The organism is Rathayibacter sp. VKM Ac-2927 (genome assembly GCF_022815525.1).
Classification (GTDB): Bacteria; Actinomycetota; Actinomycetes; order Actinomycetales; family Microbacteriaceae; genus Rathayibacter; species Rathayibacter festucae.
The window spans coordinates 1,033,789-1,060,169 of the sequence record NZ_JALGRT010000001.1 but is presented as its reverse complement, the minus strand read 5'-3'; the positions used below and the strand labels follow the sequence as shown (position 1 = coordinate 1,060,169).

The following is a 26,381-nucleotide window of genomic DNA, read 5'->3' as shown; positions in this document are numbered from 1 at the left end:
CCGCGGCGCCGCTGAAGCCAGCCTGAAGCGGAGCGGACCCGGCGCCGGTCAGCGCAGCGGCACCCGCAGCGTCACTCGCGCGCCGCCCCACGGCGACTCCTCGATCGCGACGCTCCCGCCGTGCGCCGCCGCGATCTCGGCGACGATCGCGAGCCCGAGACCCGAGCCGCCGGCGTCGCGGGCGCGCCCCTCGTCCAGCCGCACGAAGCGCTCCAGCACCCGCTCGCGGTCGGCCGCCGGGATCCCCGGCCCGTCGTCGTCGACGACCAGCACGGCCGAGTCGCCCGCCCCGCGGGTCGCGATCGCCAGCCGCGCTGCGCGGTGCCGCACCGCGTTGTCGACGAGGTTCCGCAGCGCCCGCCCGAGCAGCGCCTCGTCCGCCACCGCCTGCACCGGCGAGACGCCCGAGGCGTCCACAGCGATCCCGGAGTCGCGCAGCCGCCGCACCTCGCGCAGCGCCAGGTCGTCGAGGTCGACCGGCGCCGCGAGCACGGCCAGCCGCGCCTCGTCGGCGCGCGCGAGCAGCAGAAGGCCCTCGATCAGGCCGCCCATCCGCACCGACTCCTCGGCGACCGTCGTCGCCAGCCGGGCCGCGTCGAGCCGGTCGGGGTGCGCGAGTGCGACCTCGGCGCTCTGCCGCAGGGCCGCGACCGGCGAGCGCAGCTCGTGCGAGGCGTCCGAGACGAACCGGCGCTGCCGTTCCTGGCCGTCCTCGAGGCGGCCGAGCATCCGGTTCAGGGTCTGCGCGAGCCGGTCGATCTCGTCGCCGGAGCCGGGCTCCGCGACGCGGCGGTCCAGGGCCGCGGCGGTGACGGCGTCCGCCTCCGCGCGCATCCGGTCCACCGGCCGCAGGGCGCGGCCGACGACGATCCAGCAGACGATCGCGACGAAGGCGACCAGCAGCGGGACGGCGACCGCGAGCAGACCCGCGGTCGTCGCGAGCGCCTCCGCACGGCCCTCGTCGGGCACGCCGACGACGACGAGCGAGCCGTCGTCGAGCTCCTGCGTCGCGACGACCAGCGGATCCTCGTCCGCCGGCGTCGTCGTGAACGGCTCGTCGCGCTCCTCGGTCGCGAGCGCCGGCAGGTCGTCGGCGTCCTCGCCCGCGGCGGCCACGCGCCCGTCGACGATCAGCTGGACCACGCCCTCCGAGGCCCGCACCGCGTCCGCACCGCCGCGCTCGACCAGGGTCGCGACCCGCTCCGCCTCGGTCTCGGCGGCCGTCGCGGCACTGCCCGCGAGCACCGAGGAGAGCACCAGCAGGAAGCCGGCCGCGCCGAGCACCGCCGCGAGGGCGACCACGGCGGTCGCCGCGACCGTGATCCGGGAGTGCAGGGAGCGCCGCCGCGTCGTCCCGGCCCTCACGGCAGCACCGTGTAGCCCGCGCCGCGCTGAGTGCGGATCGTCTCGCGGCCGAACGGCCGGTCGATCTTGTTGCGGAGCGTCCGGATGTAGACCTCGACGATGTTGGGATCGCCGTCGAAGTCGAAGTCCCAGACCGCGCCGAGCACATCGCGCTTGGAGACGATGTCGCCCGCCCGCGAGACGAGGTACTCCAGCACGCTGAACTCGCGGGCCGTGAGCGGGATCGCGACCCCGCCCCGCTCCACCCGGCGCGCGGCCGGATCGAGCACGAGATCGCCGACGGTCAGCACGGTGGGCCTCTCAGCGGCGCCGCGGCGGATCAGCGCCCGCAGCCGCGCGACCAGCACGGGGAAGGAGAACGGCTTGGTGAGGTAGTCGTCCGCGCCGGTGTCGAGCGCCTCGACCTGGTCGAGGTCGCCGTCCTTCGCGGTGAGCATCAGGATCGGCGTCCAGTCCTCGGCCGCGCGCAGCCGCTCGCAGACGCGGAAGCCGCTGATGTCGGGGAGCATCAGGTCGAGCACGATCGCCGCGTACTCCGCCTCCCGCGCGAGCCAGAGCGCGTCGGTGCCGTTCGTCGCGGTGTCGACCGCGAAGCCCTCGCCCTGCAGCCCCGCCTCGAGCGCGCCCAGCAGGTTGATCTCGTCGTCGACGATGAGGATGCGGATGGGAGCCTCCCGGTCTCGGCGCGGACGCCCAGGTTAACCCGCGCGTTCCCCGCGTGCGCTAAGACGGTCCGGTGACAGCCGACGCCTCCCTCGCCCGCCGCCTCGGCCTCCGCGACGCCGTCGTGATCGGGCTCGGCTCGATGATCGGCGCCGGGCTCTTCTCGGCCTTCGCCCCCGCTGCCGCGGCGGCCGGGCCGTGGCTGCTGGTCGGCCTCGCGCTGGCCGCGATCGTCGCCTGGGCGAACGCCTCCTCCACGGCGCAGCTCGCCGCGCAGTACCCCCGCTCGGGCGGCGCCTACCTCTCCGGCCGGGAGCGGCTGGGCGAGTGGCCCGGCTTCCTGGCCGGCTGGAGCTTCGTCGTCGGCAAGACCGCGAGCTGCGCCGCGATGGCGCTGACCGTCGCCGCCTACGCCGCGCCCGCGGGCTGGGAGCGACCGGTCGCGGTCGCCGCGGTCGTCGCGCTCGTCGCGGTGAACGTGCTCGGGGTGACCCGCACGGCGCTCGCGACGCGGATCCTGCTCTCGATCGTGCTCGTGGTGCTCGTCGTCGCGATGGCCGCGGCCGCCGCGTCCGGACCGGCGGTCGTCTCCGGCACCGACCGGCCCTTCGACGCCTACGGCGTGCTGCAGTCCGCCGGCCTGCTGTTCTTCGCCTTCGCCGGCTACGCCCGCCTCGCGACGATGGGGGAGGAGGTGCGCGACCCCGCCCGCACGATCCCTCGCGCGATCCTCGGCGCGCTCCTGCTCGCGGTCCTGCTCTACACGGTCGTCGGCGCCGGGCTGCTCGCGGCGCTCGGCCCGGAGCGGCTCGCCGCCTCGACGCAGCCGCTCGTCGACGCGGCCGCCGCCTGGCCGTGGACCGCGGTGCCGATCCGGGTGGGCGCGGCGGCGGCGAGCCTCGGTGCGCTGCTCGCGCTGATCGCGGGCATCGGGCGCACGAGCCTCGCGATGGCGCGGAACGGCGACCTGCCGCGGGCGCTCGCCGTGATCGACCCGGTCCGCAGCGTCCCGCGCCGCGCCGAGATCGCCGTCGGCCTGATCGTCGTCGTGCTGGTGCTCGTCGCCGACCTGCGCTCGGCGATCGGCTTCTCCTCGTTCGGCGTGCTGCTCTACTACCTGGTCGCGAACGTCGCGGCGCTGACCCAGGAGGCCCCGCACCGCCGCTACCCGCGCCCGCTGGCGGTCGTCGGCGTCGCCGGCTGCCTCCTGCTCGTGGCGACCCTCCCGCCCGCCTCGATCGCGGGCGGCGTCGCGGTGCTCGCCGCGGGCGCGGCCTACCGCCTCCTCGCTCAGTCGCGGGTGCGGCGGAGCAGCCAGACGAAGTAGGGCGCGCCGACCAGCGCGATCATCAGCCCCGCGGGCAGCTGCGAGGGCGCGATGAGCGTGCGGCCGAGGGTGTCCGCGACGAGGACGAGCAGGCCGCCGAGCAGCATCGCGACCGGGACGATGCGCCCGTGCCGCGCGCCGACCAGCGTCCGGGCCAGGTGCGGCGCGACCAGACCGACGAAGCCGACCGTGCCGACGGCGACGACGGCCAGCGAGGCGAGCACGGCGGCGAGGGCGAGCACGCCCAGGCGGGTGCGCTCGGGCCGGACGCCGAGGATCCGCGGGGTGTCCTCGTCGATCGCCAGCAGGTCGAGGCGGCGGCGCAGCCCGAGGAGCACCGGCAGCAGCACCAGGATCCCGAGCGCGACCGGCAGCACGTCCGGCAGCGAGCGGCCGTAGGTCGTGCCGGAGAGCCAGGTGAGGATCCGCGGGGTCCGCCACGGGTCGGAGTTCAGCAGCAGGAAGGCGGTCACGGCGCTCAGCGCGTAGCCGGCACCGATGCCGACGAGCACGAAGCGGTCCGGCTGCAGCCCGCCGCGCCAGGAGAGCAGCGCGATCGCGCCGAAGGTCGCGAGCCCCGCGGCGATCGCCATCGCGATCAGCACCGGCCGGCCGCCGCCGCCCAGCCCGGTGGTGACGACGATCACGGCACCGAGCCCAGCGCCGGCCGTGATCCCGAGCAGCCCCGGCTCGGCCAGCGGATTGCGCACGGTGCCCTGCACGGCGGTGCCGGCGAGAGCGAGCGCCCCGCCCGCGAGCACGGCCGCGGCGATGCGCGGCGCCCGCTCGTCGAGGGCGCGGGCGACGAGGTCCGGTGCCGCGCTCTGCAGCCAGAGGACGACGTCGCCGAGCCGCAGCTGCAGGCTCCCCGCGAGCAGGGCGAGCACGATCGTCACGGCGAGCAGGACGGCGACCACCCCGAGCACGACCCGGAACCGCCGCGCCGTCCGCAGCGTCGAGCGGACCGTCCGCGCCGACCGCGCCGCGCCGGCGTCGCGCATCCGCAGGGCGAGGACCACGATGACGAGCCCGCCGAGCACCGCGGTCGGAATGCCCGTCGGGATGGCCGTGGCTCCCTCCGGGCTGAGGATCGCGCGCAGCAGCGCGTCGGCGAGCACGATCAGCGCGGCGCCGATCAGCGCCGACGCGGGCACCAGGAAGACGTGGCGGCGCAGCGCCGGCACCCGCGCGGCCAGGAGCCGGGTGAGGACGGGGGCGCCGAGGCCGACGAAGGCGATCGGCCCGGCCAGCGTCACCGAGGTGCTGGTGAGCAGGACCGCGCAGAGCACGGCGAGCGCCCGCGTCGAGCGGACCGGGACGCCCAGCGAGGCGGCGCCGTCCTCGCCGAGGCCGAGCACGTCGAGGCGGCGCGAGAGCAGCAGGGCGAGCGCGAGGACGACGACGATCAGCGGAGCGGCGCGCGCCGACGCGTCGATGTTGAGCTGCCCGAGCGAGCCGCTGCCCCAGGCGAAGAGCCCGGTGGTGTTCTCCCGGAAGAGGATCAGCAGCATCGCGGTGCCGGAGTCGAGCGCCATCGCGATGGCCGAGCCGGCCAGGATCAGCCGGGTGCTGGAGGTGCCCGCGGCCCGCCCGGTGAGCACCAGCACCAGCGCCGCCGCGGCGAGACCGCCGAGGAAGGCGACCCCGCTGGACGCCCAGAGCGGCACGGTCAGCGAGAAGGCGGCCACCGCGGTCAGGGCGAAGTAGGCGCCCGCGGTCACCGCGAGCGTGTCGGGGGAGGCGAGCGCGTTGCGCGAGATCGACTGCAGCAGCGCGCCGGCCGCGCCGAGGGCGAGGCCCACGGCGATGCCCGCGGACAGGCGCGGCAGCCGCGAGCCGGCGAAGACGTCGCCCGCCGAGACTCCGCCGACCGCCACGTCCTCGCCGAGCAGGGCGCGCAGCAGCCCGTCCGCGCCGATGCCCGAGGTGCCCTGGGTCAGGTGCCAGAGCCCGATGAGCACGACCGCGACGGCGAGGGCCGCGAGCACGCCGACGCCGCCGAGCGCCGCGCGCCGCCCGGAGGGGGCGGTCGCGCGGCGCTCGGCGGCGGTCGGCGTCGTCGTCACTCGCCGACGATGACGTCCACGAAGGCGTCGATGGCCTGCTCGCCGGACTTCGGTCCGCCCGCGCCCCAGACGCCGGGCGGGAACTCGAAGGCGCGGCCCTGCTGCACGGCGGGCAGCGCGGACCAGACCGGGCTCTTGGCGAGCTCGGTGACGTAGCTGTCGGGGGTGCCGTCGTTGGAGTAGACGAGGTTCGCCTCGCCGACCGCGGTCAGTCCCTCGATGTCGGTCTGCGCGAGTCGGTAGGAGGGGTCGACGCCGCCGCTGCCGTAGGAGTCGTTGATCTCGTCGGTCCAGGCGCCCTCGAGGCCCAGCTCCTCGCCGAGCTCGGTGAACAGCGCGCCCTTCCCGTAGGGGCGGATGACGACGTTGCCGCTCTCGATCCAGCCGTCGAAGAACACGAACTCCGGCGTCGCGAGCGCCGCCTCGGCGACCTCGGTCTTGGCGTCGGCGAGGTGCTGGTCGAACTCCGCGAGCACCGCGTCGGCGCGCTCGGTCCGGCCGGTGGCCTCGCCCAGGAGCGAGAACACCTCCTTCATGTTGTCGATCTGGCCGCTCGCGTCCGCGCCGATGGTGGCGAGCACGGGCACGTCGCGCTCCTCGAGCTGGGCGAGCAGCTCGTCGTCGGCGCTGTACGCCTCCATCACGATCAGGTCGGGGTCGAGGCCGTAGAGGGTGTCGAGGTCCGGCTCGCCGCGCTCGCCCACGTCCGCGGTGCTCGCGGGCAGCGTCTCGGCGCTGACGTAGGTGGCGTAGTCCTCGGTCGAGGCGGCGCCGACCGGGGCGACGCAGAGCGTCAGCAGGTCCTCGGTCTGCTGCCACTCCAGCACGACGATCCGCTCGGCGGGCGCGTCGAGCTCGACGGTGCGGCCGAGGCTGTCGGTGAGCGAGACGGCGCCGGTGGCGGTCGCGGTGTCGTCGGCGGCGCACTCGGCGGAGTCGACGGTGCCGGCCGCGTCGGCGCTCTCGACGGCGGTGGTTCCGCAGCCGGTGAGCAGGAGCACTCCGACGGCGGCCGCGGCCAGGGCGGCGGGGAGGAGGGGGGCTCGGGTCATTCTTCGGTGTCCTCTCGGGAACGGGCGGGGGTCTGGTCGTGCAGGCGGACGCTGTGCTTCGAGACGCTGTGCCGGCTGACGGGGTCGATGCGCAGGTGTCCGGTCCGCTCGTCCACGGCGACCTCGACCCGCAGTCCGTAGGCCGCCTCGATGTGCTCGGCGGTGAGCACGGCGAGCGGGTCGCCCTCGGCGAGGACGCGCCCGTCGCTCAGCAGCAGCAGGCGGTCGGCGACGCGCGCGGCGTGGTCGAGGTCGTGCAGCACGACGCCGATCGCGGCCCCGTGCACCTCGGCGAGATCGCGGATCAGGTCGAGCGTCTCCACCTGGTAGCGGAGGTCGAGGTGATTGGTCGGCTCGTCGAGCAGCACCACGCCGGTGTCCTGCGCGAGGCAGGCCGCGAGCCAGACCCGCTGCAGCTCGCCGCCGCTGAGCTCGCCGGCCGCGCGCTCCGCCATCGACAGCACCCCGGTGGTGGTCATCGCCTGCTCCACCGCCTCGCGGTCGCGGGCGGACGGCCCGGCGAAGGCCCGGCGGTGCGGGTGGCGGCCGAAGGCGACGACCTCCCGGACGCTGAGGCCCTGCGGAGCGGTGCGGCTCTGCGCGAAGAGGGTCACCTCGCGGGCGAAGTCGCGGCTGCTCAGCGCGGTCGCGGGGCGGCCGCCGTCGAGGGTGACGGCGCCGCCGCTCGGGGCGTGCAGCCGCGCGAGCGCGCGCAGCAGCGTCGACTTGCCCGAGCCGTTCGGCCCGACGAGCGCCGTCACCCGGCCGGGCTCGAGCCGCACCGAGACGCCGTCGACGACGGTGCGCCGGCCGAAGCCGAGCACGAGGTCGGAGCCGGCGAGGCGCGAGGACGGGCGCGCGGGCTCGGGGGAGGGAGGCATGGGAGGAGCGGATTCCTGCGTCGGAGGGGGAAGCGGGAGGGGATCCGCTGAGTAAGGGTTGGCTTACCTTCCTCAGGCTAGGCGGCCGCACCACCGTCCGCAATCGACTGCCGACGACACCGGATAGAGCGTTCCGGCCAGGTGCAGCCGCAACCGGTCAGGAAGCGGCCGTGCGCTGATCCTGCGCGAAGGCGCCGGGAGTGGTCCCCATCACCCGCTTGAACGCCGCGATGAAGGTGCTCGGGTGGGTGTGGCCCATCAGCTCGGAGACGTCCTGCACGCTGCGCCCCTCCGCCAGCAGCGCGAGCGCCCGGTGCGCCCGCAGCGCCTGGCGCCACTGCAGGAAAGACAGTCCGGTCTGCGCGCGGAGGACCCGCGAGAGGGTCCGCTCGCCGACACCGAGGTGCTCCGCCCAATCGGCGAGCGTCCGCCGGTCGGTCGGGTCGTCGAGGAGGGCCGCGACCAGGGGCGCGAGCCGCTCGCCCTGCGGCACGGTGACGGAGTACTGCTCCGCCGACGGCGCGATGACGTCGAAGACCACCGCCTCCGCCCGCAGCCGCGCCGCCGCCTCGAGGTCGGTCCGCGCGAGCCGGGTGAGCAGCGCGGCGAGCACCGGGGTGATCTCGACGAGGACCGGCGCCGTGATCGGCACGGGCGAGCGCTCCGGATCGAACAGCGCGTCGCAGAGCGCGGTGCGCGCGGTCGTCCGCCCGGCGTGCTCCGTCCCGGCCGGGATCCAGACGCCGAAGCCGTCCGGCACGGTCAGGATCCGGTGCTCGAGCCGGACCGTCATGGTGCCGCCGCGGACCCAGACCAGCTCGTGCAGCGCGTGCCGGTGCGGCGCGAACTCGTGCGGCGCCTCGAGCCGGACGCTGCCGGCCGCGATCGCGAACGGCTCGGCGATGCGCGTCGGCGCACCGGTGTCCGCGACGACGACGGTGCTCGGCTCGCGCCGCCAGGTGCCCCGTGCGCTGTCCTCGTCCATGCCCACGATCTTAGGAAGCGCCCGCGCCGGGCAGACTGTCCCGGTGACCGCAGCGCAGATCTTCCGCGACCGCCTCGTCGAGCACATCGACGCCGTCGGCTTCGGTGCGCACGGCCTGCACGTGCTGATCGGCGACGACACGGCCGAGCACCGCTGGACGCCGGACGTCCGCGAGGACGTGCACTCCGTCGCCAAGGGCGTCTGCGTGCTGGCCGCGGGGCTGGCCGTCGACGAGGGCCTGATCTCGCTCGACGAGCCGCTGGGATCCCTGGCCGCGGATGTCTCAGCGGATCTCGGCGAGGGAGTCGCCGACCTCACGCTGCGCCGGCTGCTCAGCATGACGAGCGGCATCGACCTGCCGTGGTCGCCGACCCTGATGACGGACTGGCCGGACCTCGCCGTCGAGTTCCTCCGCCGGCCGTCCGCCGGGCCCGTCTTCCAGTACTCCAACGCCAGCAGCTACACCGCGATGCGGCTCCTGGAGACGCGGGTCGGCGACGTGGGCGAGTACGTCGACCGCCGCCTGCTGCGGCCGCTCGGGATCGAGGGCGCGGAGTGGGAGCGCTGCCCGAACGGCCGCATCGTCGCCGGCAGCGGGCTGGCGCTCCGCACGCAGGAGACCGCCCGGATCGGCCGCCTCCTCCGCGATCGCGGCGTCTGGCGGGGCGAGCGGATCCTCGCGCCCGAGTGGAGCGACCTGATGCACTCCGGGTGGGTCGCCGCGGGCACCGGCCCGGGCTACCGGCGCTACGCCCTCGCCGGCTGGGACGGCCCCGGCGCGAGCTGGCGTCTGCACGGCGCCTACGGCCAGCTGCTCGTCTTCGCGGGCGACGCGGTGGTGACGATCAGCGCCGACGACCATCCGGGCGCCGACGCGATCGCCGTGTTCATCGCGGCGGAGCGGGCGACCGTTCAGGACTGACGGCCGGCCCGCTCCCGCGGACTACTCGTCGCGGTCGGTGTACTCGCCCTCGCCGGTGGAGTCGGGACCGGAGCCCTCGGTGTCGACGTAGCTGCCCTTCTCGGTGCTCGACTCCGCGTGCGAGGAGGTGTCGACGTAGCTGCCCTCCTCCTCGCCGTCGGTGTGCGAGACGCCGTCGGTCTCGGTGTACTCGCCCTCGTCGGAGGTGTCGGTGCTGTGTCCGTCCGTGCCGTGGCCGTCCGCGTCGCCGTCCGCGAGGTGGCGGCCGCGTCGGGTCGTCTCCTCGGTCGTGCCGCCGCTCTCGGTGGTCGTGGTGGTCTCGAACTCGTCGTCGTGTGCCATGGCGGGGCTCCTCGCCTCATCGCGTCGGGTGGATGCAGTCGACGATCCTGCACCCGGTCCGCCGGTGCAAGCCGTCGCGGCTGCACATCCGCGCACCTTGACATCCGGCGCACGTCCGCGTCACGAGCAGGTCCGCGTCACCGGCACATCGGTGTCCCGGCCGCTTCGCCGTTCCCCGCCCCGAGCGCAACTCCTGTCGCGACCCGTCCGCCGCCGCCTAGCCTCCGAGCATGACTGCACGGACTGCACGCACCCGCTGGAGCGTCATCGGCCAGCTCGGCCCCCTCTTCGACGACGGCGGCTCGATGCTGCTCGTCGAGGCCCGCTCGGCCTTCGGTCGGCGGCCGATGCACCGCGCGAAGGCGCAGCTGCTGCTGTCGGCCCTGCGCCATCGCGGCCGCGAGCTCGGCGACCGCGTCGAGTACGTCCGCGCCGAGACCTTCGCCGAGGGGCTCGCGGGCCGCGACGACCTCGAGGTGATCGACCCGCCGACCCGGGGCGGCCGCCGCCTCGCCCGCCGGCTGGGCATGAGCGTGCTGCCCAGCCGCGGCTTCGTGACGGAGGAGGAGGACTTCCGCGAGTGGGCGCTCGCGAAGTCCGGCAAGCGACTCCTCTTGGAGGACTTCTACCGCTGGAGCCGCGAGCGCACCGGGGTGCTGATGCGCGGCGACCAGCCGGAGGGCGGCCGCTGGAACTACGACCACGACAACCGCAACCCGCCGCCCAAGGGCGCCTCGCGGCTCGGCCTGCCCGATCCGTGGTGGCCGGAGGAGGACGACATCGACGAGGAGGTGCGCGCCGATCTCGCCCGCTGGGAGCGCGAGGGCGCGATCCGCCTCGTCGGCGAGGACGGCCCGCGCCGGTTCGCGGCGACCCCCGCGGAGGCGGAGGCGGCGCTCGCCGACTTCGTCTCGTCGCGGCTCGGCGACTTCGGCACCTACGAGGACGCGATGCTCTCCGGCGACTGGACGATGGCGCACTCGCTGCTGAGCGCCCCGCTCAACCTCGGCCTGCTCGATCCGCGCGCCGTCATCGACGCCGCCGCGGCCGAGCACGCCTCCGGCGGCGCACCGCTCGCGAGCGTCGAGGGCTTCGTCCGGCAGATCCTCGGCTGGCGCGACTACGTCTGGCACCTCTACTGGCACCTCGGCCCGGACTACCGCGAGCGCAGCAACGCGCTCGGCGCGAAGGCCTCGCTGCCGCAGCAGCTGCTCGACCTCGATCCGGCCGGCATCGAGGCGAACTGCCTGCACGAGACCCTCGACGACGTGCGCCGCCACGGCTGGGCGCACCACATCCAGCGGCTGATGGTGCTCGGCAACTGGGGCCTGCAGCGCGGCTGGGACCCGGCCGAGCTGAACGACTGGTTCGTCGACGTCTTCGTCGACGGTACGGAGTGGGTGATGCCCGCGAACGTGATCGGCATGTCGCAGCACGCGGACGGCGGGATCGTCGCGACCAAGCCGTACTCCTCCGGCGGCGCCTACATCAACAAGATGTCCGACTACTGCGGCGGCTGCCGCTTCAACCCGAAGGTGCGCCTGGGCGAGAACGCCTGCCCGGTCACCGCCGGCTACTGGGCCTTCCTCGACCGCACCGAGCCCGTCCTCCGCGGCAACCACCGGATGGCCCAGCCCCTCGCGGGCCTGCGAGCCCTCTCCGACCGCGCCGCCGTCGTCGACCAGGAGCGCCATCGCGAGAGCTACTGACCCGACGCCTGCAGGAGCCGGGTCTCGATACGCCCTGCGGGCTACTCGACCAGCATGAGCCGACCCGCGTCGACGCGCTGTGGGCGCACTGCATGCTGATCGAGTGACCCGCGCAGCGGGCGTATCGAGATCGGTCCCGTCGGAACGCCCCCGCGACGCGAGCGTCTCCGGCTCCGCCTAGCCCGCGCGGTACACCGACACCGTCACCGCGACGGTCACCGCCGTCGTCCCGTCGCGCCCCGTCAGCAGCGCATCCACCGCCGCCGCGTCGACGTGGTGCGCGCTCGGCCCCATCAGCACCTCCGCCCGCAGCTCGCCGGGTGTCATCGCGACCGCGTAGTCCAGCTCCTCGCGCGCCACCCGCTCGAAGCCCTGCAGCTGCTCGTCGAGCCGCTCCGCCTTGCCCGCGTCGATGCCGAGCATCCCGAACACCGGGCGGATCTCGCCGAGGTGCCGCTCGCGCGGCGTCACCACGATCGCGACGCCGCCCGCCCTCAGCACCCGCCGCATCTCGGGCGCGTTCCGCGGCGCGAAGACGGTCAGCAGCGCGTCCGCACAGCCGTCGGCGAGCGGCAGCGGCTGCCACAGGTCCGCCGTCGCCACCGCGGCCCGCGGATGCGCGCGCGCAGCCCGGCGCGCCGCCGCCGCCGACAGGTCCAACCCCAGCCCGCTCGCCTCCAGCCGCGCCTCGAGGACCGCCGCGAGGTACGCGCCGGTCCCGCAGCCGAGGTCCACGACCAGCCGCGCGTCCGCCGGCACCGCCGCGGCGACCGTGTCCTGGATCGGCCGGTAGTGCCCGGAGCTCAGGAGCACGTCGCGAGCCTGCACCATCGCCGCGGTGTCGCCCGAGGTCGCGTGCCGGCCGCGCAGCAGCGAGACGTAGCCCTGGCGCGCCAGATCCGCGCTGTGGCCGAGCGGGCAGCGCAGCAGGGTCGGCCGCGGCAGCGCGTCCGGCGCCAGCGGAGCCCCGCAGACCGGGCAGGCGAGCGCGGGCAGGACCGCCGACCCGGGGACGCCCGCCGGGTCGAAGGGGTGCCGGCTCACGCGGAGCGCCCCGGATCGCGGGGCACGGAGTCGGGCTGCTCCGGATCGTGCCGTATGGCCGTGATCGCCGAGTTCAGCGTCGCGATCACCGGCACCGCGAACAGCGCGCCGGCCAGTCCCGCCACCTCGAGCCCGGTCGCGACACCCAGCACGACGGCGAGCGGATGCACCTTCACGGCCGAGCCGAGGATGAGCGGCTGCAGCACGTGCCCCTCGAGCAGGTGCACGACGACGACGACGCCGATCATGATCAGCGCCGCCACCGGTCCGCTGAACAGCAGCGCGACGACCGCCGCGAGCGCCCCCGTCACGATCGCGCCGAGGAACGGCACGAAGGAGCCGAGGAACACCACGATCGCGATCGGCACGACCAGCGGCAGCTGCAGAGCGAGCGCGCCGATCCCGATGCCGATCGCGTTGATCGCCGCGACTCCGAGCTGCGCCCGCACGAACTGGCTGAGCGTCCGCCAGCCGGCCGCGGCCCCCGTGTCGAGCGGCAGGCGCGCGGCGCGCGGCATCAGCCGGAGGAACCAGGTCCAGATCCGCCGTCCGTCCAGCAGCAGGAAGATCAGCGAGAACAGGGTGAGCAGCGCGCCCGCGAACACCTCGGCCACCTGCGAGCCGACGGCGAGGGCTCCGGAGGCGATGGTCGACGCCTGGGTGTCGGCCCAGTCGATCGCCTTCTGCGCCCAGTCGCCGAGCTGCACGTCGCTGAAGCCGAGCGGCGGGCCCTGCAGCCAGGCCTCCACGTCGTCGACCGCGTCGAGCGCTCGCTGCCCGACGCCGCCGAAGCCTGCGCGGGACTGGACGACGACGAGCCCGATCAGGCCGACCAGCGCGAGCAGGAGCGCGAGGATCGAGACGAGCACGGCCAGCGGGCGCGGCAGCCGCCAGCGCTCGAGCCGGTCCCGCAGCGGAGTGAGCAGTGCGGTGACCAGGATCGCGATCAGCACCGGCACCACGACGACCGGCACCAGCGCGACCAGCTTCACGATGAGCCAGAGCAGCGCCGCGACGGCCAGCACCCGCCAGCCCCAGGCGGCGGCGATGCGCATGCCGGGGGAGACGTCGTGCTGCTCGTCGGCCGCAGGGATCGGGGGAGTCGCGGCCGGAGTCGGGGCCGCAGGGGTCGCCACCGCGTCGCGTCCCCCGTCGCGCGGTCGGCGTCCTCGCATGTCCCCTCCGATTTCCCTCGCAGTGTACGACCGCGGCGGACGACCTGCCCGGGAGCGCTGCGCCGGAACGACGGATCCGGTTGCGAAACGGCGGGAGAACTGACGTAATGGAGGCACTATGGCCCTCACGAGCACGGTTTTCGAACGATCCACCCCCGATCCCACCGTCGTCGACGCCGCCCTGGCCGGCACGCGGCGCGGGGTGTTCTGGCTCGAGGACCCCGATGCCCCGCATCCGGCCCTCGCCGGCGCCGTCCGCGCCGACCTGGTGGTCGTCGGCGGCGGCTACACCGGCCTGTGGAGCGCCCTGCGCGCGAAGGAGCGCGACCCGAGCCGCCGCGTGGTGCTGCTCGAGGCCCGCTCGCTCGGCTGGGCCGCCTCCGGTCGGAACGGCGGCTTCGTCGAGTCGAGCCTCACCCACGGCCGCGAGAACGGCCTCGCCCGCTGGCCCGCCGAGGCCGCCCGCCTCGAGGAGCTGGGCGTGCGGAACCTCGACGACATCGAGGCGACCGTCGCCCGCTACGGCATGGACTGCGACTTGGAGCGCACCGGCTCGCTCGCCGTGGCGGTGGAGGAGTACCAGGTCGGCCCGCTCGCGGACGGCGACGGCGTCGCGGGCGGCCGCTTCCTCGACACCGCCGAGGTGCGCGCCCTGGTCGACTCGCCGACCTTCCTGGCCGGCCTGGCCGCGCCCGCCGAGCAGTGCGCCCTGGTGCACCCCGGCAAGCTCGTCCGCGAGCTCGCGCGGGTCGCGGAGGAGCTCGGCGTCGAGATCCACGAGGACAGCCGCGTGCTCGGCCTCGAGCGCGCCGGCGCCGGCGTGCTCGTCCGCACCGCGGGCGGCTCCGTGGCGGCGGATCAGGCGATCCTCGGCACCAGCGCCTTCCCCTCGCTGCTCGCGCGCACCCGGCTGATGACCGTGCCGGTCTACGACCACGTCCTGATGACCGAGCCGCTCGACGCCGCCCAGCTGGCCTCGATCGGCTGGACCGGCCGCGAGGGCCTCAGCGACGTCGCCAACCAGTTCCACTACTACCGCCGCACCGCCGACGACCGCATCCTCTGGGGCGGCTACGACGCCGTCTACCACCCCGGCGGCCGGATCCGCTCGGCCTACGAGGACCGCCCGGAGACCGACCGCGCGCTCGCCGCGCACTTCCTGACCACCTTCCCGCAGCTCGAGGGCCTGCGCTTCAGCCATCGCTGGGCCGGGGTGATCGACACCAGCACCCGCTTCGCCGCCTTCTACGGCACCGCGCTCGCCGGTCGCGTCGCCTACGCCGCGGGCTACACCGGCCTCGGCGTCGGGACGACCGCCTTCGCGGCCGACGTGCTCCTCGACCTCCTGGCCGGCGAGCCGACCGAGCGGACCGAGCTGGAGATGGTCCGCAAGCGCCCGCTGCCGTTCCCGCCCGAGCCGTTCGCGACCGCCGGCATCCAGGCCACGCGCTGGTCTCTCGACCGCGCCGACCACGACGGCGGTCGGCGGAACCCGCTGCTGCGGACCCTCGACGCGCTCGGGCTGGGCTTCGACTCCTGACGGCGCCCTCCGCCCGGTAGCGTGCTCTGCGGGGGCACCGTCGGGTGCGGGGAGGGACACGGATGCTCGCGTCAGCGCTCGAGGTCCTGCTCGCGGTCGCCGGCGCCGCCGCCGGTGCCGTCCTCGTCGTCAGCGGCGTGCTGAAGCTCGGGCGGACGGAGCGGTTCCGTGCGAGCCTCGCCGCGCTCGGTCTGCCCGCCCGCCTCTCAGCCGGCCCGCTCTTCGCCCGCGCCTTCCCCGTCGTCGAGATCGCGCTCGGCCTCGCGATCCTGCTCGCCCCGTCACCGCTGCATCGCGGCGCGCTGCTCTGCGCGGTCGCGGTCGACGTCGTCTTCCTCGTCGTCGCGATCCGGGCGGTCCGCGCCCCGGAGCCGATCGAGTGCGAGTGCTTCGGCGGCCTCGGCGACGCCAGGATGACCGGCCGCACGGTCGCGCGGAACGCCGTCCTGCTCGCGCTGGCGCTCGCCGGGCTCGTCGGGGCCACGGCACCGGCGGAGCTGCTCGTCCCCGGGGTCCCGGCGCTGATCGCCGTGCTGCTCGCGCTCGCGCTCGTCCCGGTGCGCGACCGGCTCGCCGCGCGAGCACCCGCCGCGTCGACGCCCGCGCCGGCACCCGTGTCCCCGAGCGACCTCGGCGACCTCGCCTTCCTCACCGCCGCCGGCGAGCCGATCGCCCTCGCCGAGTGGGCGGACCCGCCGACGCACCTCGTCTTCTTCTCGCCGTCCTGCATCTCCTGCCACGAGCTGGTCGAGCGCTTCCGCTGGTGGCCGAACGGCCTGCGCGAGGGCGAGGAGCTGATGCCCGTCTTCCTCGGCGCCCCCGCCGACTTCGCCGCCCACGAGGTGTTCGCCCCGCTCGTCGAGCACGCGCTCTACGACCCCGACCGGTCGATCGCGGCCGCCCTCGGTCGTGGCGCCACCCCGGGCCACGTGCTGCTGGACCCCGAGCACCCCCTCGGCGACGGCTGGAGCAGCGGCGCGTTCGAGATCGAGAAGCGGGTGCTCCGCCCCGACTTCTTCGAGGACGTCCGCCGCGGCGCGGTCGGACCCGCCTCCGACGCCGCCGGGCACGCGTGACCCCGCTCCTGGTGGTGCTGGTCCTCGCGCTGGTCGTGATCGCCGGCGCCGCCGTCGTCGGCCCGCGCCTCGGCGTCGCCTCGCCGCTCGTGCTGGTCGGCATCGGCGTGGCCGCGAGCTTCCTGCCCGTCGTCGGCCCGATCGAGATCGAGCCGGAGTGGATCCTGGCCGGGGTGCTCCCGCCGCTGCTCTACTCGTCCGCGGTGTCGATGCCGGCGATGAACTTCCGCCGCGAGTTCGGTGCGATCAGCGGACTCTCGGTGCTGCTGGTCGTCGGCACCTCGCTCGTGCTCGGCCTGTTCTTCCAGCTGGTCCTGCCGGATCTCGGCTTCGCCTGGGGCGTCGCTCTCGGCGCGATCGTCAGCCCCACGGACGCGGTGGCGACCTCGATCGTCAAGGGCACCTCCGTCTCGCGCCGGGTCGTCGCGATGCTCGACGGCGAGAGCCTGCTCAACGACGCGACGGCCCTGGTGCTGCTGCGCACCGCGATCGCGGCCGCCGCGGCGAGCTTCTCGTTCTGGGGCGCGCTGGGCTCGTTCGGCTACTCCGTGCTGATCGCGGGGATCGTCGGCGGTCTGGTCGGCTGGTTGAACCTGGCTGTGCGCCGCCGGGTCCAGGATCCGACGGTCAACACGATCCTGTCCTTCACCGTGCCCTTCCTCGCCTCCGTCCCGGCCGAGCTCCTCGGCGCCTCGGGACTGGTCGCGGCGGTCGTCGCCGGCGTCGTCACGGGCATCCGCGCCCCGCGCGAGCTCTCGCCGCAGAACCGCCTGTCCGACTCGCAGAACTGGCGGACGGTCGAGCTGGTGCTCGAGGGCACGGTGTTCCTCACGATGGGCCTGCAGGTCCGGGCGATCGTGACGAGCGTCGAGGAGGACCACGCCGGCGTCGGCCCGGCCGTGCTGATCGCGGTGGGCGCGCTCCTGCTGACGATCCTGGTGCGCGCGGCCTACGTCGCCCCGCTGCTCGGCGTGCTCAGGAGCCGCGGCCGGCTGCGCGAGCGGATGCGCCCGCGCGTCGAGGGCCTGCAGGAGCAGATGGGCACCGAGGAGGGCCGCGAGGAGAGCCTGAAGCGGATCAGCCGCGGGCGCCGGTCGCCGACCGCCCGCGATCTCGAGCGCTTCGCCACCCGGCTGACCCGGATGCTCGCCGACATGGAGTACTTCGTCCGCGCGCCGCTCGGCTGGCGCGAGGGCACGGCCGTGGTCTGGGCCGGGATGCGCGGCGCCGTCACGGTCGCCGCCGCGCAGACCCTGCCCGAGGACACCCCGCAGCGCTCGGTCCTCGTGCTGATCGCCTTCGCGGTGGCCGCTCTGTCGCTGCTGCTGCAGGGCGGCACGGTCGGGCCGCTGCTGCGCGCCATCGCCCCGGACGTCGACGAGGCGGCCGAGGAGAGGGCCCGCGAGGAGGAGCGCACCCGCGTCTTCGCCCTCCTGCGCACCAGCGCCGAGGCCGTCCAGGAGCCGCCGCCCGCGCCGGACGCGCCGCGGACCGAGGCGTTCCTCCAGGCCCAGCGGCACCGGCTCGCCGTGATCGCGGCGCAGCGTTCCGACCTCCTGGACGCCCGCGACAACGGCACCTTCGACGCCGACGTCCTCGCCTCGGTGCTCGCCGCCCTCGACGCCTCCCAGATCGACCTCGAGATCCGCGCGCGCACCGCCCGCTGATCCCGGTCCCGCGCGCCGCTCGCGGGCGACCCGGTAGCCGCCCGAAACATGAGAGTCGTACGGTGAGCGCATGCGCGCAGAACTGACCCTCGGTGCAGAGGAGGAGCTCCACCTCATCGATCTCGAGTCGAGGCAGCTCTCCCCCCACGCCCCCCAGGTGCTCGCCCGGCTGCCGAAGGAGAGCTTCTCGGCCGAGCTGCAGCGGACCACGGTCGAGACGAACACCGCGGTGGTCGACTCGCTCGACGGGCTCCGGGAGCAGCTGATCTCGCTCCGGCGCGCGGTGATCGACGCCGCGGCACCCGACGGCATCGGCATCGCGGCCGTCGGCACCGCGCCGCGCTCCGAGCACGGCGACTTCGAGCTCACCAGCACCGGCCGCTACGGCCGCATGCAGGAGCAGTACCGGATGCTCGTGGACGAGCAGCTGATCTGCGGCACTCAGATCCACGTCGGCGTCTCCGATCGCGAGCTCGCCGTGCAGATCGCGCAGCGGATCGCCCGCGACCTGCCGGTGCTGCTCTCCGCCAGCGCGAGCAGCCCCTACTGGAACGGCCAGGACACCGGCTACGCCAGCATCCGCACGATCATCTGGCAGCGCTGGCCGAGCGCCGGCGCGACCGGGCCGCTGGAGTCCGCGGCCGAGTACGACCGCCTCCTCGACGACCTGATCGCCACCGGCGTCATCGCCGACTCGAAGATGGCCTACTTCGACGTCCGGCCCTCCTCGCACGCGCCGACCCTCGAGTTGCGGGTCTGCGACGCGATGCCGATCGTCGACGACGCGGTGCTGATCGCCGGGCTCTTCCGCGGCCTCGTCCGCACCGCCGAGCTCGACATCGAGGCGGGCCGCCCGTTCCGGCACACGCCGCCGCCGATCCAGCGCGCCGCCACCTGGCAGGCGGCCCGCGGCGGTCTCTCGGGGCCGCTGCTCGACCACACCGAGCACCCCCGGCCCGTGCCCGCCGCCGAGGCGCTGCGCAGCCTGATCGCCCGCCTCCAGCCCGCCCTGGACGAGCTCGGCGACCTGGAGCAGGTGCGCGCGCTCGCCGAGGCGCTGATCGCGCGCGGCAACTCCGCCGACCGCCAGCGCGCCGTCCTCGCCGAGCGCGGCACCCTCGACGCCGTGGTCGACGCCGTCGTCGCCGAGACGCACGGCCCGGCGAGCGGCCCGATCCTGCCCGCCCCGAGCCTGCGCACCTACCGCGTCCGCGCCGGCGACGAGGCCGTCGCGACCGGCGGCCGCGCGAAGAGCGCCTACCAGCCGATCCTCGAGCACTTCCGCGGCCTCGGCCCCGAGCGGCTCGAGACCCTGCACGAGTCCCGCGACCGGCTCGTCGAGCAGGCCGGGCTCACCTTCCGCGTCGGCGAGGAGGACCGGCCGTTCCCGGTCGACCTCGTCCCGCGCGTGCTGCAGGCCCACGAGTGGAGCGAGCTCGCCGCCGGTCTCGAGCAGCGCGCCCGCGCGCTCGAGTGCTTCCTGCAGGACGTCTACGGCGAGGGCCGGGCGGTCCGGGCCGGCGTGGTCCGCGATCTGCGCGGCGCGCCGGGCTGGAGCGAGGACGCGGCACGGCTGCCCGCCGGCACGGTCCGCGGTGCCGTGATGGGCTTCGACCTGGTCCGCAACGAGTTCGGCGGCTGGCGGGTGCTGGAGGACAACCTCCGGAACCCCAGCGGCCTGGCCTACGCCCTGGGCATCCGCGCGCTGCTCGACGACGTGCTGCCCGATCTGCCGCGACCCGCGGGCCTGCTCGACGCGTCGACGGCGCTCGCCGGACTGCGCGCGACGCTCGCCCACGGGACGAAGCGCGCCGACCCGGTGCTCGGGCTGCTCTCCAGCGGAGCGTCGAGCTCGGCCTGGTTCGAGCACCGCCGGCTGGCCGAGGGCGCGGGGCTCCTGCTGCTCGAGGCGGGCGACCTCACCGTCGAGGGCGGTCGCGTCCTGGCCGGCGGCACGGTCGTCGACGCGCTCTACCTGCGGCTCGACGTCGAGCTGGCCGACCTCCTCGCCGGCGACCGCGCGATCGGCCGCGAGATCCTCGAGGTCGCGGCGGCCGGCGACGTGTACCTGGCGAACGCGCCCGGCAACGGCGTCGCGGACGACAAGGCCCTCTACTGCGCGGTGCCCGAGCTGATCGGCTACTACCTCGACGAGCGCCCGCTGCTCGAGTCCGTGCCGACGTACCGCCCCGAGGACGAGGCCGAGCGCCGGATCGTGCTCGAGCGGGTCGGCGAGCTGGTCACCAAGCCGGTCGACGGCTACGGCGGCCGCGGCGTGATGATCGGCCCGTCGGCCCCCGCGGCGCGGGTCGCCGAGCGGCGCGCCGAGATCGCGGCGGATCCGGGCGCCTGGGTCGCTCAGGAGGTGGTCCGGCTCTCCTCGCTGCCCGCCTTCTCGGGCACCGACCTGCAGCCGCGGCACATCGACCTCCGCGCCTTCGTCTTCGTCACCGGCACCGGTCCCGGCGACGTCCGCCTCGCCGACCTCGCGCTCACCCGCGTCGCGGCGGAGGGCAGCATGATCGTCAACTCCTCGCGCGGCGGCGGCGCGAAGGACACCTGGATCGTCGGAGGCTGAGATGTGCGGCATCGCGGGCGAGATCCGGTTCGACGGCGCGCGCGCCGACATCGGCGCCGTCGACCGGATGACCGGCTGCCTCGTGCACCGCGGCCCGGACGGCGACGGGCTCTGGGCGGCGGGCCGCGTGGCGCTCGGGCACCGGCGGCTGGCGATCATCGACCTCTCCGCGGCCGGCGCCCAGCCGATGGTCGACGCCGCGCTCGGCCTGACGATCGTCTTCAACGGCTGCATTTACAACCACCGCCAGCTGCGCGCCGAGCTGGAGGGGAAGGGGCACCGCTTCTTCTCCCACTCCGACACCGAGGTGATCGGCAAGGCCTACGCCCAGTGGGGCGAGGACTGCGTCGACCACCTGCTCGGCATGTTCGCCTTCGCGATCGTCGAGCGCGAGTCCGGCCGGGTGGTGCTGGCGCGCGACCGCCTCGGCATCAAGCCGCTCTACCTCGACGAGACCCGCGAGCGGATCCGCTTCGCCTCGACCGTGCAGTCCCTGCTCGCGGCCGGCGGCGTGGACACCTCGATCGACCGCACGGCGCTGATGCTCTACCTGAGCTTCCACTCGGTCGTGCCCGCCCCGCGCACGATCCTCGCCGGAGTCACCAAGCTGCCGCCGGCGACCGTCCGCGTGATCGAGCCCGAGGGCACGAGCCGCGAGCGCGTCTACTGGGAGCCGGTCTTCGCCCGCGATCCCGACCGCGCCGCCTGGACCGAGCGCGACTGGCAGGAGGCGCTGCTCGCGTCGTTCCGCACCGCCGTGTCGCGCCGGATGGTCGCGGACGTGCCGGTCGGCGTGCTGCTCTCCGGCGGCATCGACTCCAGCCTGATCGTGGCGCTGCTGGCCGAGGCCGGTCAGACCGGGCTGCAGACCTTCTCGATCGGCTTCGACGCGGCGGGCGGCGAGTCCGGCGACGAGTTCGAGTACTCCAGCCTGGTCGCGGAGCGCTTCGGCACCGACCACCACCGCCTGCCGATCGACTCCGCGCGCCTGCTGCCCGGGATCGACGCCGCGGTCGGCGCGATGAGCGAGCCGATGGTCTCGCACGACGCCGTCGCCTTCCACCTGCTCAGCGAGGACGTCTCGCAGCACGTGAAGGTCGTGCAGTCGGGTCAGGGCGCCGACGAGGTGCTCGGCGGCTACGACTGGTACCCGCCCCTGGCGCGGGTGCCGCGCGAGCGCGCCGTCGAGGCCTACGCGGACGTCTTCGTCGACCGCCCCTTCTCCGCGCTGCAGGCGCTGCTGGCGCCGGCCTGGCGCGGAGACCCCGATGCGGCGACCGCCTTCCTCGCCGAGCGCTTCGCCCGCCCCGGCGCCGACACGGCCGTGGACGCGGCGCTGCGCAACGACACCGCGGTCATGCTCGTCGACGACCCCGTGAAGCGGGTCGACAACATGACCATGGCCTGGGGCCTGGAGGCGCGCGTGCCGTTCCTCGACCACGAGTTCGTCGAGCTCGTCGGCACGATCCCGCCGGAGCTCAAGCTCGCCGACGGCGGCAAGGGGATCCTCAAGCGGGCCGTGCGCGGCATCGTCCCGGACGAGGTGATCGACCGCACCAAGGGATCTTTCCCGGTGCCCGCGATCCGCCAGCTGGAGGGGCCCTACCTGGAGCGGGTGCGGGCGGCGCTGACCGACCCCGCCGCGCGACGCAGGGGGATCTTCGATCCCGCGACAGTCGACGCGCTGCTGGCCGACCCGAACGCGACCCGCACCCGCCTGGGCTCGAACGAGCTCTGGCAGCTCGCCCTGCTCGAGATGTGGCTCCAGGAGCACGGCGTCGGCTGAGCGGTGCCGGAGGATGGAGGCATGACGCTTCCGCTCACCGATCCGCTGCAGGCCGACCGCCTGACCGCTGCCGAGGAGCTCGCGCTCGGACTCGTGCACGCCTGGGGCAGCTGGGGTCCAACGATGACCCCGGACGCCGCCCGCGTCGCCTTCCTCAGCGATCGCGGCGGGTCGCCGGAGGTCTGGGTGCAGGACGTCGTCGTCGGAGCCGAGCCGAGCGAGGCGCGCCGCATCGCCCTCACCGAGGATCCGGTGCTCGAGGTCTCCTGGTCCGCCGACTCCGCCTGGCTGGCCTGCCTCGTCGCGACCGACGGCGGGGTGCGCAGCCAGGTCTGGGTGGTCCGCCCCGACGGCTCGGACGCCCGCCGCATCGCCGGCTCCCGCGACGCCCACGCCGAGCTCGGGCCGTGGACCCGCAGCGGCCACCACGTCGTCGTCACGATCCCGTCGGCCGAGCCGGAGCAGCCGACCCGCTCGTTCCTGGTCGACCCGGTGACGGGCGAGCGGAAGCCGCTCGTCGACGGCGACCTCATCTCGGTGCTGGACCTCTCGGTGGAGGAGCGCCTCGTCGTGGTCCGCGACGGCCAGCGCGGCCAGCAGTACTGCGTGGTCGTCGACCGGCTGACCAACGAGAACCACGCGCTCCTGCCCGACTCCGGCACCGGATCCACGGACGTCGCGCTGCTGCGCCCGTCGCCGCTGCACGACACCGAGAGCCCGATGGTCGCCTACCTCGCCACCGACGTCGACCTGCCGCGGCGCCAGCTCGTCGCGATGCCGCTCGGCCCGGACGGCTGGCGCGGCCGGATCCGCCGCCTCGCCGCCCGCGACGACGCCGAGCTCGAGGGCCTGGACGCCGACGACGCCGGCCGGATGCTGATGCTGGTCTGGAACGTCGCGGGCTCGAGCGAGATCGAGCTGCTCGACACCACCACCGGCGAGCGGGTCCCGGTCGCCGGACTGCCGGGGCTGGTGGCCACGACGCCGGTGCTCTCCCGCGACGGCGGCGCCGTGATCCTGGGCGTCGAGGGCCCGGAGCGCCCCCGCGAGCTGTGGCGGCTGGACACGGCGAGCCACGAGTGGTCGCGGATCACCGGGGTGCCGACGCTCGATGCGCCGCCGCTGATCGTGCCGACCCTCGAGCGCTTCACGGGCCGCGACGGTCTCGCGCTCTCCGGCTGGCTCTACCGCGCGCCCGGGTCGACCGGGCCCGGTGCGGCCATGCTCAGCCTGCACGGCGGTCCGGAGTCGCAGGAGCGGCCCACCTTCTCCGCCCAGCACCAGGCGGTCGCCGCCGCGGGGATCACCGTGTTCGCGCCGAACGTGCGCGGCTCCTCGGGCTTCGGCCGCGACTTCGTGCACGCCGACGACGTGGAGAAGCGCCGCGGCGCCTTCGACGACGTCCTCGCCGCCGCCGCGCACCTGGTCGACGCCGGGATCGCCGACCCGGCGCGGATCGCCGTCACCGGCCGCTCCTACGGCGGCTACCTGACGCTCGCGTCGCTCGCCTTCTCGCCCGGCGTCTTCGCCGCCGGCGTCGACATCTGCGGGATGTCGCACCTGCAGACCTTCTACCGCGACACCGAGCCGTGGATCGCCTCCGCCGCCGTCACCAAGTACGGCCACCCCGAGCACGACGCGGAGCTGCTCGAGGAGCTGTCGCCGCTGAACGCGGCCGCCGCGATCGACGTGCCGCTGCTCGTCGTGCACGGCGAGCTCGACACCAACGTCCCGATCGGCGAGGCCCGGCAGATCGTCGCGGCGCTCGAGGAGCTCGGTCGCCCGGTCCGCTACCTCCAGCTGGACGGCGAGGGCCACGAGTACCGCCGCGCCGACTCGAAGGAGACGCTGCTGCGCGAGCTCCTGCACTTCCTCACCGAGACCCTCGCCGCCCCGCCCATGCTGGTCGAGTAGCCCCGCAGGGGCGTATCGAGACCCGCCGATCAGCGCGACTCGAACTCCTGGCGGAGCGTCCCGTGGATCGGGTGCGCCGGGTCGTCGCCGACCGCGCGCGCCGGGTCGTCGATCTCGACGGCGCGTCCCGGTGCGAGGTCCGCGTCACCGCCGACCATCTCCGAGACGCCGTCGAGCAGATCCTCGGCGATCCGGCTCGAGAGCCCGCTGCGCTCGCCCGGCCCGGGGTCGGTGAGCTCGTCGACCGGAGCGGCCAGCGCCGCCTCCAGTCCCGTCCGCTCGACGCCGGCCTCCGGCTCGTGCTCGATCCGCCGCGCCTGCTCGTGCTGTGACTCCGACCCCTGGGGCATCGTCGCTCCTCGTCCGTCTCCTCGCGGCAGCGTCGTCCCGATTGGGGGCCGTGCACTCCCGCCGCTGCCCCGAGCGTAGATCACGGCGCGTCCGATCGCGGCTCAGTCGAGCAGCAGCCAGGAGTGCGCCTCGACCCGCACGCCGCCGACGGTCGCCGCCTCGTCGCCGAGGTTGAGCGCGAGCCGGGCGCTCTCGCCGGCCGGCCCCTCGGCCACCAGCAGCACGGCGGTGTTCGACAGGTCGACGCTCCTGGTCCGCGCGGCGACCAGCCACGGGTGCCGGCGGCGGAAGGCGATGACCTCCTGGTGCACGCGGTAGGCGTCGTTCCGCGGCCACTCGGCCGGGTCCGCCGGGAACTCCGGCCGGATCGCGTCGTCGCCGCCCGCGCGCTCCTCCTTGACGCCCTCGAGCCCGCGCTCGTCGCCCGAGTAGATGCTCGGCACACCGCCGACGAAGCCGAGGATCGCGACGGCGTGCCCGTGGTGGCGCGGGTCGCTGATCGCGCTGGCGAGCCGGGTCACGTCGTGATTGCCGACGAAGGTCAGCGGCACGAACGTCTCCAGGAACTCCGCGTGCCGCTGCAGCGTCCAGTCCAGCTCGAAGAGGTTGCCCTCCTCGATCGAGCTGCGCACCGACTTCCAGAGCTCGTACTGCGTGACGGAGTCCAGACCCGACTCCCGCACGTAGCCGGCGTAGTCGCCGTGGATGACCTCGCCGACGAACCAGGCCTCGGGGAAGCGCTCGCGCACCGGGTCGATCGCGGCGCGCCAGGAGGAGGGGTCCACCGCGTAGGCGGCGTCGAGCCGCCAGCCGTCGATCCCGCGCTCGAGCCAGTGGCTCAGCACGGCGGAGACGTGCGCGGCGACCTCGGGGTTCGCGGTGTCGAGCTCGACGAGCGCCTCGTGGCCCTCGAAGACGTCGACCGGCAGGCCGTCGACCTCGCGCGCCGCGCCCGTCCGCCGGAAGCGCCCGGCGGCGGGGGAGCCCTCGCCCGCCGCGACGGCCTCGCGCCACCACGGGTGCTCGCGGCCGACGTGGTTGAAGACGCCGTCGAAGACCAGGCGGATCCCGCGCTCGCGGCAGGCCGCGATCAGATCGTCCAGGTCGCGCTCGTCGCCCAGGCGCGGGTCGACCCGGAAGTGGTCGACGGTGTCGTAGCCGTGCGTCATCGAGGCGAACACCGGCCCGAGCAGCAGGCCGTTGCAGCCGAGCGCGAGCAGGTCGTCGAGCCAGGGCAGGATCCGGCGCAGGCGGTGCTGCGGCTCGTCCCCGGGCTGCGGCCCGTCGGCCGAGGTCGCCTCGGCGCCGAGGAACGCCAGCGGGTGGATCTGCCACCAGATCGCCGTCGAGATCCAGCCGTCCGTCGTCGTCTCCGCCACTGCGGCCGCCTCTCCCGGCGGGCTCGGGTGCGCGCCGTCGGCGAGTGTAGCGACGGCCCCTGACATCGCCTCCCAGCCGCTCCCGACGGCTCCGCGGGCTGCCGATCGGCGTGTTTCCGGGGATTCCGTCGCGCGAATCGCCGCCGATCCGGGATCGGGCTGGTAGGTTACGGACGGTCCGACCGGTCGACGGGGTCCGTCCCCGGCCGTTGGACGACACACAACCACCAGCTGTTCTCAACAGCGCGAACGTCCTGGGAGGACACTCCAATGGCTGACAAGTCGCTCAACCGCACCGAGCTCGTCGCGAAGATCGCCGCCGACTCCGGCCAGAGCCAGGCCGCCGTCAACGGCGTCCTCGACTCGCTCTTCTCGACCCTCGCCGACTCCGTCTCCAACGACGTGAAGGTCACCATCCCCGGCTGGATCGCCGTCGAGCGCACGTCCCGCGCCGCGCGCACCGGCCGCAACCCGCAGACCGGCGAGACCATCCAGATCGCCGCCGGCCACTCGGTCAAGGTCTCGGCCGGCACCAAGCTCAAGGCCGCCGCCAAGTAGT

21 protein-coding genes are annotated in these 26,381 nt (G+C 74.9%); 10 read left to right on the top strand and 11 right to left on the bottom strand.

All coding sequences use genetic code 11. The features are described 5' to 3' along the window. Positions 1-48 precede the first annotated feature (48 nt). Positions 49-1,365, bottom strand: a complete 1,317-nt coding sequence (locus MT353_RS05060; protein WP_243623727.1) for an ATP-binding protein — start codon at positions 1,363-1,365, stop codon at positions 49-51. Then, entirely contained in the window at positions 1,362-2,030 is a 669-nt protein-coding gene (locus MT353_RS05055) for a response regulator transcription factor (protein ID WP_243623784.1), read from the bottom strand. Before MT353_RS05055 ends, MT353_RS05060 begins: the two co-directional genes overlap by 4 nt. Positions 2,031-2,101: 71 nt before the next feature. Between MT353_RS05055 and MT353_RS05050 the strand changes: the two genes are divergently transcribed. Next, positions 2,102-3,355: an APC family permease gene (locus MT353_RS05050; RefSeq protein WP_243600406.1), complete on the top strand. Its 1,254-nt coding sequence runs from the start codon at positions 2,102-2,104 to the stop codon at positions 3,353-3,355. On the opposite strand, the gene MT353_RS05045 is transcribed toward MT353_RS05050, so the two are convergent. The 4 genes from MT353_RS05045 to MT353_RS05030 all read right to left on the bottom strand — a co-directional run bounded on the left by MT353_RS05045 (position 3,319) and on the right by MT353_RS05030 (position 8,339). Further along, positions 3,319-5,421, bottom strand: coding sequence for an iron ABC transporter permease (locus MT353_RS05045; protein ID WP_243623726.1), 2,103 nt, complete (start codon positions 5,419-5,421; stop codon positions 3,319-3,321). The genes MT353_RS05050 and MT353_RS05045 overlap by 37 nt on opposite strands. Beyond that, positions 5,418-6,473, bottom strand: coding sequence for an ABC transporter substrate-binding protein (locus tag MT353_RS05040; protein WP_243623725.1), 1,056 nt, complete (start codon positions 6,471-6,473; stop codon positions 5,418-5,420). The genes MT353_RS05045 and MT353_RS05040 overlap by 4 nt, the downstream gene beginning before the upstream one ends. Beyond that, entirely contained in the window at positions 6,470-7,354 is an 885-nt protein-coding gene (locus tag MT353_RS05035; protein ID WP_243600408.1) for an ABC transporter ATP-binding protein, read from the bottom strand. The genes MT353_RS05040 and MT353_RS05035 overlap by 4 nt, the downstream gene beginning before the upstream one ends. Before the next feature lie 157 nt (positions 7,355-7,511). Then, positions 7,512-8,339, bottom strand: coding sequence for a helix-turn-helix domain-containing protein (locus MT353_RS05030; protein WP_123734413.1), 828 nt, complete (start codon positions 8,337-8,339; stop codon positions 7,512-7,514). Positions 8,340-8,382: 43 nt separating this feature from the next. Between MT353_RS05030 and MT353_RS05025 the strand changes: the two genes are divergently transcribed. Then, a complete protein-coding gene (locus tag MT353_RS05025) occupies positions 8,383-9,261 on the top strand; it encodes a serine hydrolase (protein WP_243623724.1) in 879 nt (292 codons plus the stop codon). Between the two features lie 21 nt (positions 9,262-9,282). Here MT353_RS05025 and MT353_RS05020 read toward each other — a convergent pair whose 3' ends face one another. Then, positions 9,283-9,603, bottom strand: a complete 321-nt coding sequence (locus MT353_RS05020) for a hypothetical protein (protein WP_243623723.1) — start codon at positions 9,601-9,603, stop codon at positions 9,283-9,285. 230 nt (positions 9,604-9,833) lie between these two features. Here MT353_RS05020 and MT353_RS05015 point away from each other — a divergent pair, with 230 nt between their 5' ends. After that, complete coding sequence (locus MT353_RS05015; protein ID WP_243623722.1) at positions 9,834-11,312, top strand: cryptochrome/photolyase family protein; 1,479 nt, start codon at positions 9,834-9,836, stop codon at positions 11,310-11,312. A gap of 177 nt (positions 11,313-11,489) precedes the next feature. Here MT353_RS05015 and MT353_RS05010 read toward each other — a convergent pair whose 3' ends face one another. Together MT353_RS05010 and MT353_RS05005 are read right to left on the bottom strand one after the other, a co-directional pair. Further along, positions 11,490-12,356 carry a methyltransferase domain-containing protein gene (locus MT353_RS05010; protein ID WP_243623721.1) on the bottom strand — a complete coding sequence of 289 codons (867 nt, stop codon included), beginning with the start codon at positions 12,354-12,356 and terminating at the stop codon, positions 11,490-11,492. Beyond that, on the bottom strand, positions 12,353-13,531 hold the full coding sequence (locus tag MT353_RS05005) for an AI-2E family transporter (RefSeq protein ID WP_243623720.1): 1,179 nt from the start codon (positions 13,529-13,531) through the stop codon (positions 12,353-12,355). The genes MT353_RS05010 and MT353_RS05005 overlap by 4 nt, the downstream gene beginning before the upstream one ends. Before the next feature lie 118 nt (positions 13,532-13,649). On the opposite strand from MT353_RS05005, the gene MT353_RS05000 reads away from it, so the two are divergent. The 6 genes from MT353_RS05000 (at position 13,650) to MT353_RS04975 (ending at position 24,092) form a co-directional block, all read left to right on the top strand. Next, complete coding sequence (locus MT353_RS05000) at positions 13,650-15,071, top strand: FAD-binding oxidoreductase (protein ID WP_243623719.1); 1,422 nt, start codon at positions 13,650-13,652, stop codon at positions 15,069-15,071. 62 nt (positions 15,072-15,133) lie between these two features. After that, on the top strand, positions 15,134-16,147 hold the full coding sequence (locus tag MT353_RS04995; protein ID WP_243623718.1) for a MauE/DoxX family redox-associated membrane protein: 1,014 nt from the start codon (positions 15,134-15,136) through the stop codon (positions 16,145-16,147). Further along, positions 16,144-17,814 carry a sodium:proton antiporter gene (locus tag MT353_RS04990; protein WP_123444837.1) on the top strand — a complete coding sequence of 557 codons (1,671 nt, stop codon included), beginning with the start codon at positions 16,144-16,146 and terminating at the stop codon, positions 17,812-17,814. The genes MT353_RS04995 and MT353_RS04990 overlap by 4 nt, the downstream gene beginning before the upstream one ends. 70 nt (positions 17,815-17,884) lie before the next feature. Then, on the top strand, positions 17,885-20,392 hold the full coding sequence (locus MT353_RS04985) for a glutamate--cysteine ligase (RefSeq protein WP_243615904.1): 2,508 nt from the start codon (positions 17,885-17,887) through the stop codon (positions 20,390-20,392). A gap of 1 nt (position 20,393) precedes the next feature. After that, positions 20,394-22,178 carry an N-acetylglutaminylglutamine amidotransferase gene (locus tag MT353_RS04980; RefSeq protein WP_243600419.1) on the top strand — a complete coding sequence of 595 codons (1,785 nt, stop codon included), beginning with the start codon at positions 20,394-20,396 and terminating at the stop codon, positions 22,176-22,178. Positions 22,179-22,199: 21 nt separating this feature from the next. After that, positions 22,200-24,092 (top strand): S9 family peptidase, encoded by a 1,893-nt coding sequence (locus MT353_RS04975; protein ID WP_243623717.1) that lies wholly within the window; start codon positions 22,200-22,202, stop codon positions 24,090-24,092. 29 nt (positions 24,093-24,121) lie between these two features. Here the strand turns inward: MT353_RS04975 and MT353_RS04970 are convergent, their stop codons facing one another. Next, complete coding sequence (locus tag MT353_RS04970; protein ID WP_123734868.1) at positions 24,122-24,442, bottom strand: hypothetical protein; 321 nt, start codon at positions 24,440-24,442, stop codon at positions 24,122-24,124. A 102-nt stretch (positions 24,443-24,544) separates the two neighbouring features. After that, complete coding sequence (locus MT353_RS04965; protein ID WP_243600421.1) at positions 24,545-25,822, bottom strand: alpha-amylase family glycosyl hydrolase; 1,278 nt, start codon at positions 25,820-25,822, stop codon at positions 24,545-24,547. A 270-nt stretch (positions 25,823-26,092) separates the two neighbouring features. Between MT353_RS04965 and MT353_RS04960 the strand changes: the two genes are divergently transcribed. Continuing rightward, entirely contained in the window at positions 26,093-26,380 is a 288-nt protein-coding gene (locus MT353_RS04960) for an HU family DNA-binding protein (RefSeq protein ID WP_055786347.1), read from the top strand. Position 26,381 lies beyond the last annotated feature (1 nt).

Bases quoted from the DNA above. Each gene is read 5' to 3' on its own strand.
- MT353_RS05040 (WP_243623725.1), bottom strand. From the start codon at position 6,473: ATGACCCGAGCCCCCCTCCTCCCCGCCGCCCTGGCCGCGGCCGCCGTC.
- MT353_RS05035 (WP_243600408.1), bottom strand. From the start codon at position 7,354: ATGCCTCCCTCCCCCGAGCCCGCGCGCCCGTCCTCGCGCCTCGCCGGC.
- MT353_RS05030 (WP_123734413.1), bottom strand. From the start codon at position 8,339: ATGGACGAGGACAGCGCACGGGGCACCTGGCGGCGCGAGCCGAGCACC.
- MT353_RS05020 (WP_243623723.1), bottom strand. From the start codon at position 9,603: ATGGCACACGACGACGAGTTCGAGACCACCACGACCACCGAGAGCGGC.
- MT353_RS05015 (WP_243623722.1), top strand. From the start codon at position 9,834: ATGACTGCACGGACTGCACGCACCCGCTGGAGCGTCATCGGCCAGCTC.
- MT353_RS05005 (WP_243623720.1), bottom strand. From the start codon at position 13,531: ATGCGAGGACGCCGACCGCGCGACGGGGGACGCGACGCGGTGGCGACC.
- MT353_RS05000 (WP_243623719.1), top strand. From the start codon at position 13,650: ATGGCCCTCACGAGCACGGTTTTCGAACGATCCACCCCCGATCCCACC.
- MT353_RS04995 (WP_243623718.1), top strand. From the start codon at position 15,134: ATGCTCGCGTCAGCGCTCGAGGTCCTGCTCGCGGTCGCCGGCGCCGCC.
- MT353_RS04985 (WP_243615904.1), top strand. From the start codon at position 17,885: ATGCGCGCAGAACTGACCCTCGGTGCAGAGGAGGAGCTCCACCTCATC.
- MT353_RS04980 (WP_243600419.1), top strand. From the start codon at position 20,394: ATGTGCGGCATCGCGGGCGAGATCCGGTTCGACGGCGCGCGCGCCGAC.
- MT353_RS04975 (WP_243623717.1), top strand. From the start codon at position 22,200: ATGACGCTTCCGCTCACCGATCCGCTGCAGGCCGACCGCCTGACCGCT.
- MT353_RS04970 (WP_123734868.1), bottom strand. From the start codon at position 24,442: ATGCCCCAGGGGTCGGAGTCACAGCACGAGCAGGCGCGGCGGATCGAG.
- MT353_RS04960 (WP_055786347.1), top strand. From the start codon at position 26,093: ATGGCTGACAAGTCGCTCAACCGCACCGAGCTCGTCGCGAAGATCGCC.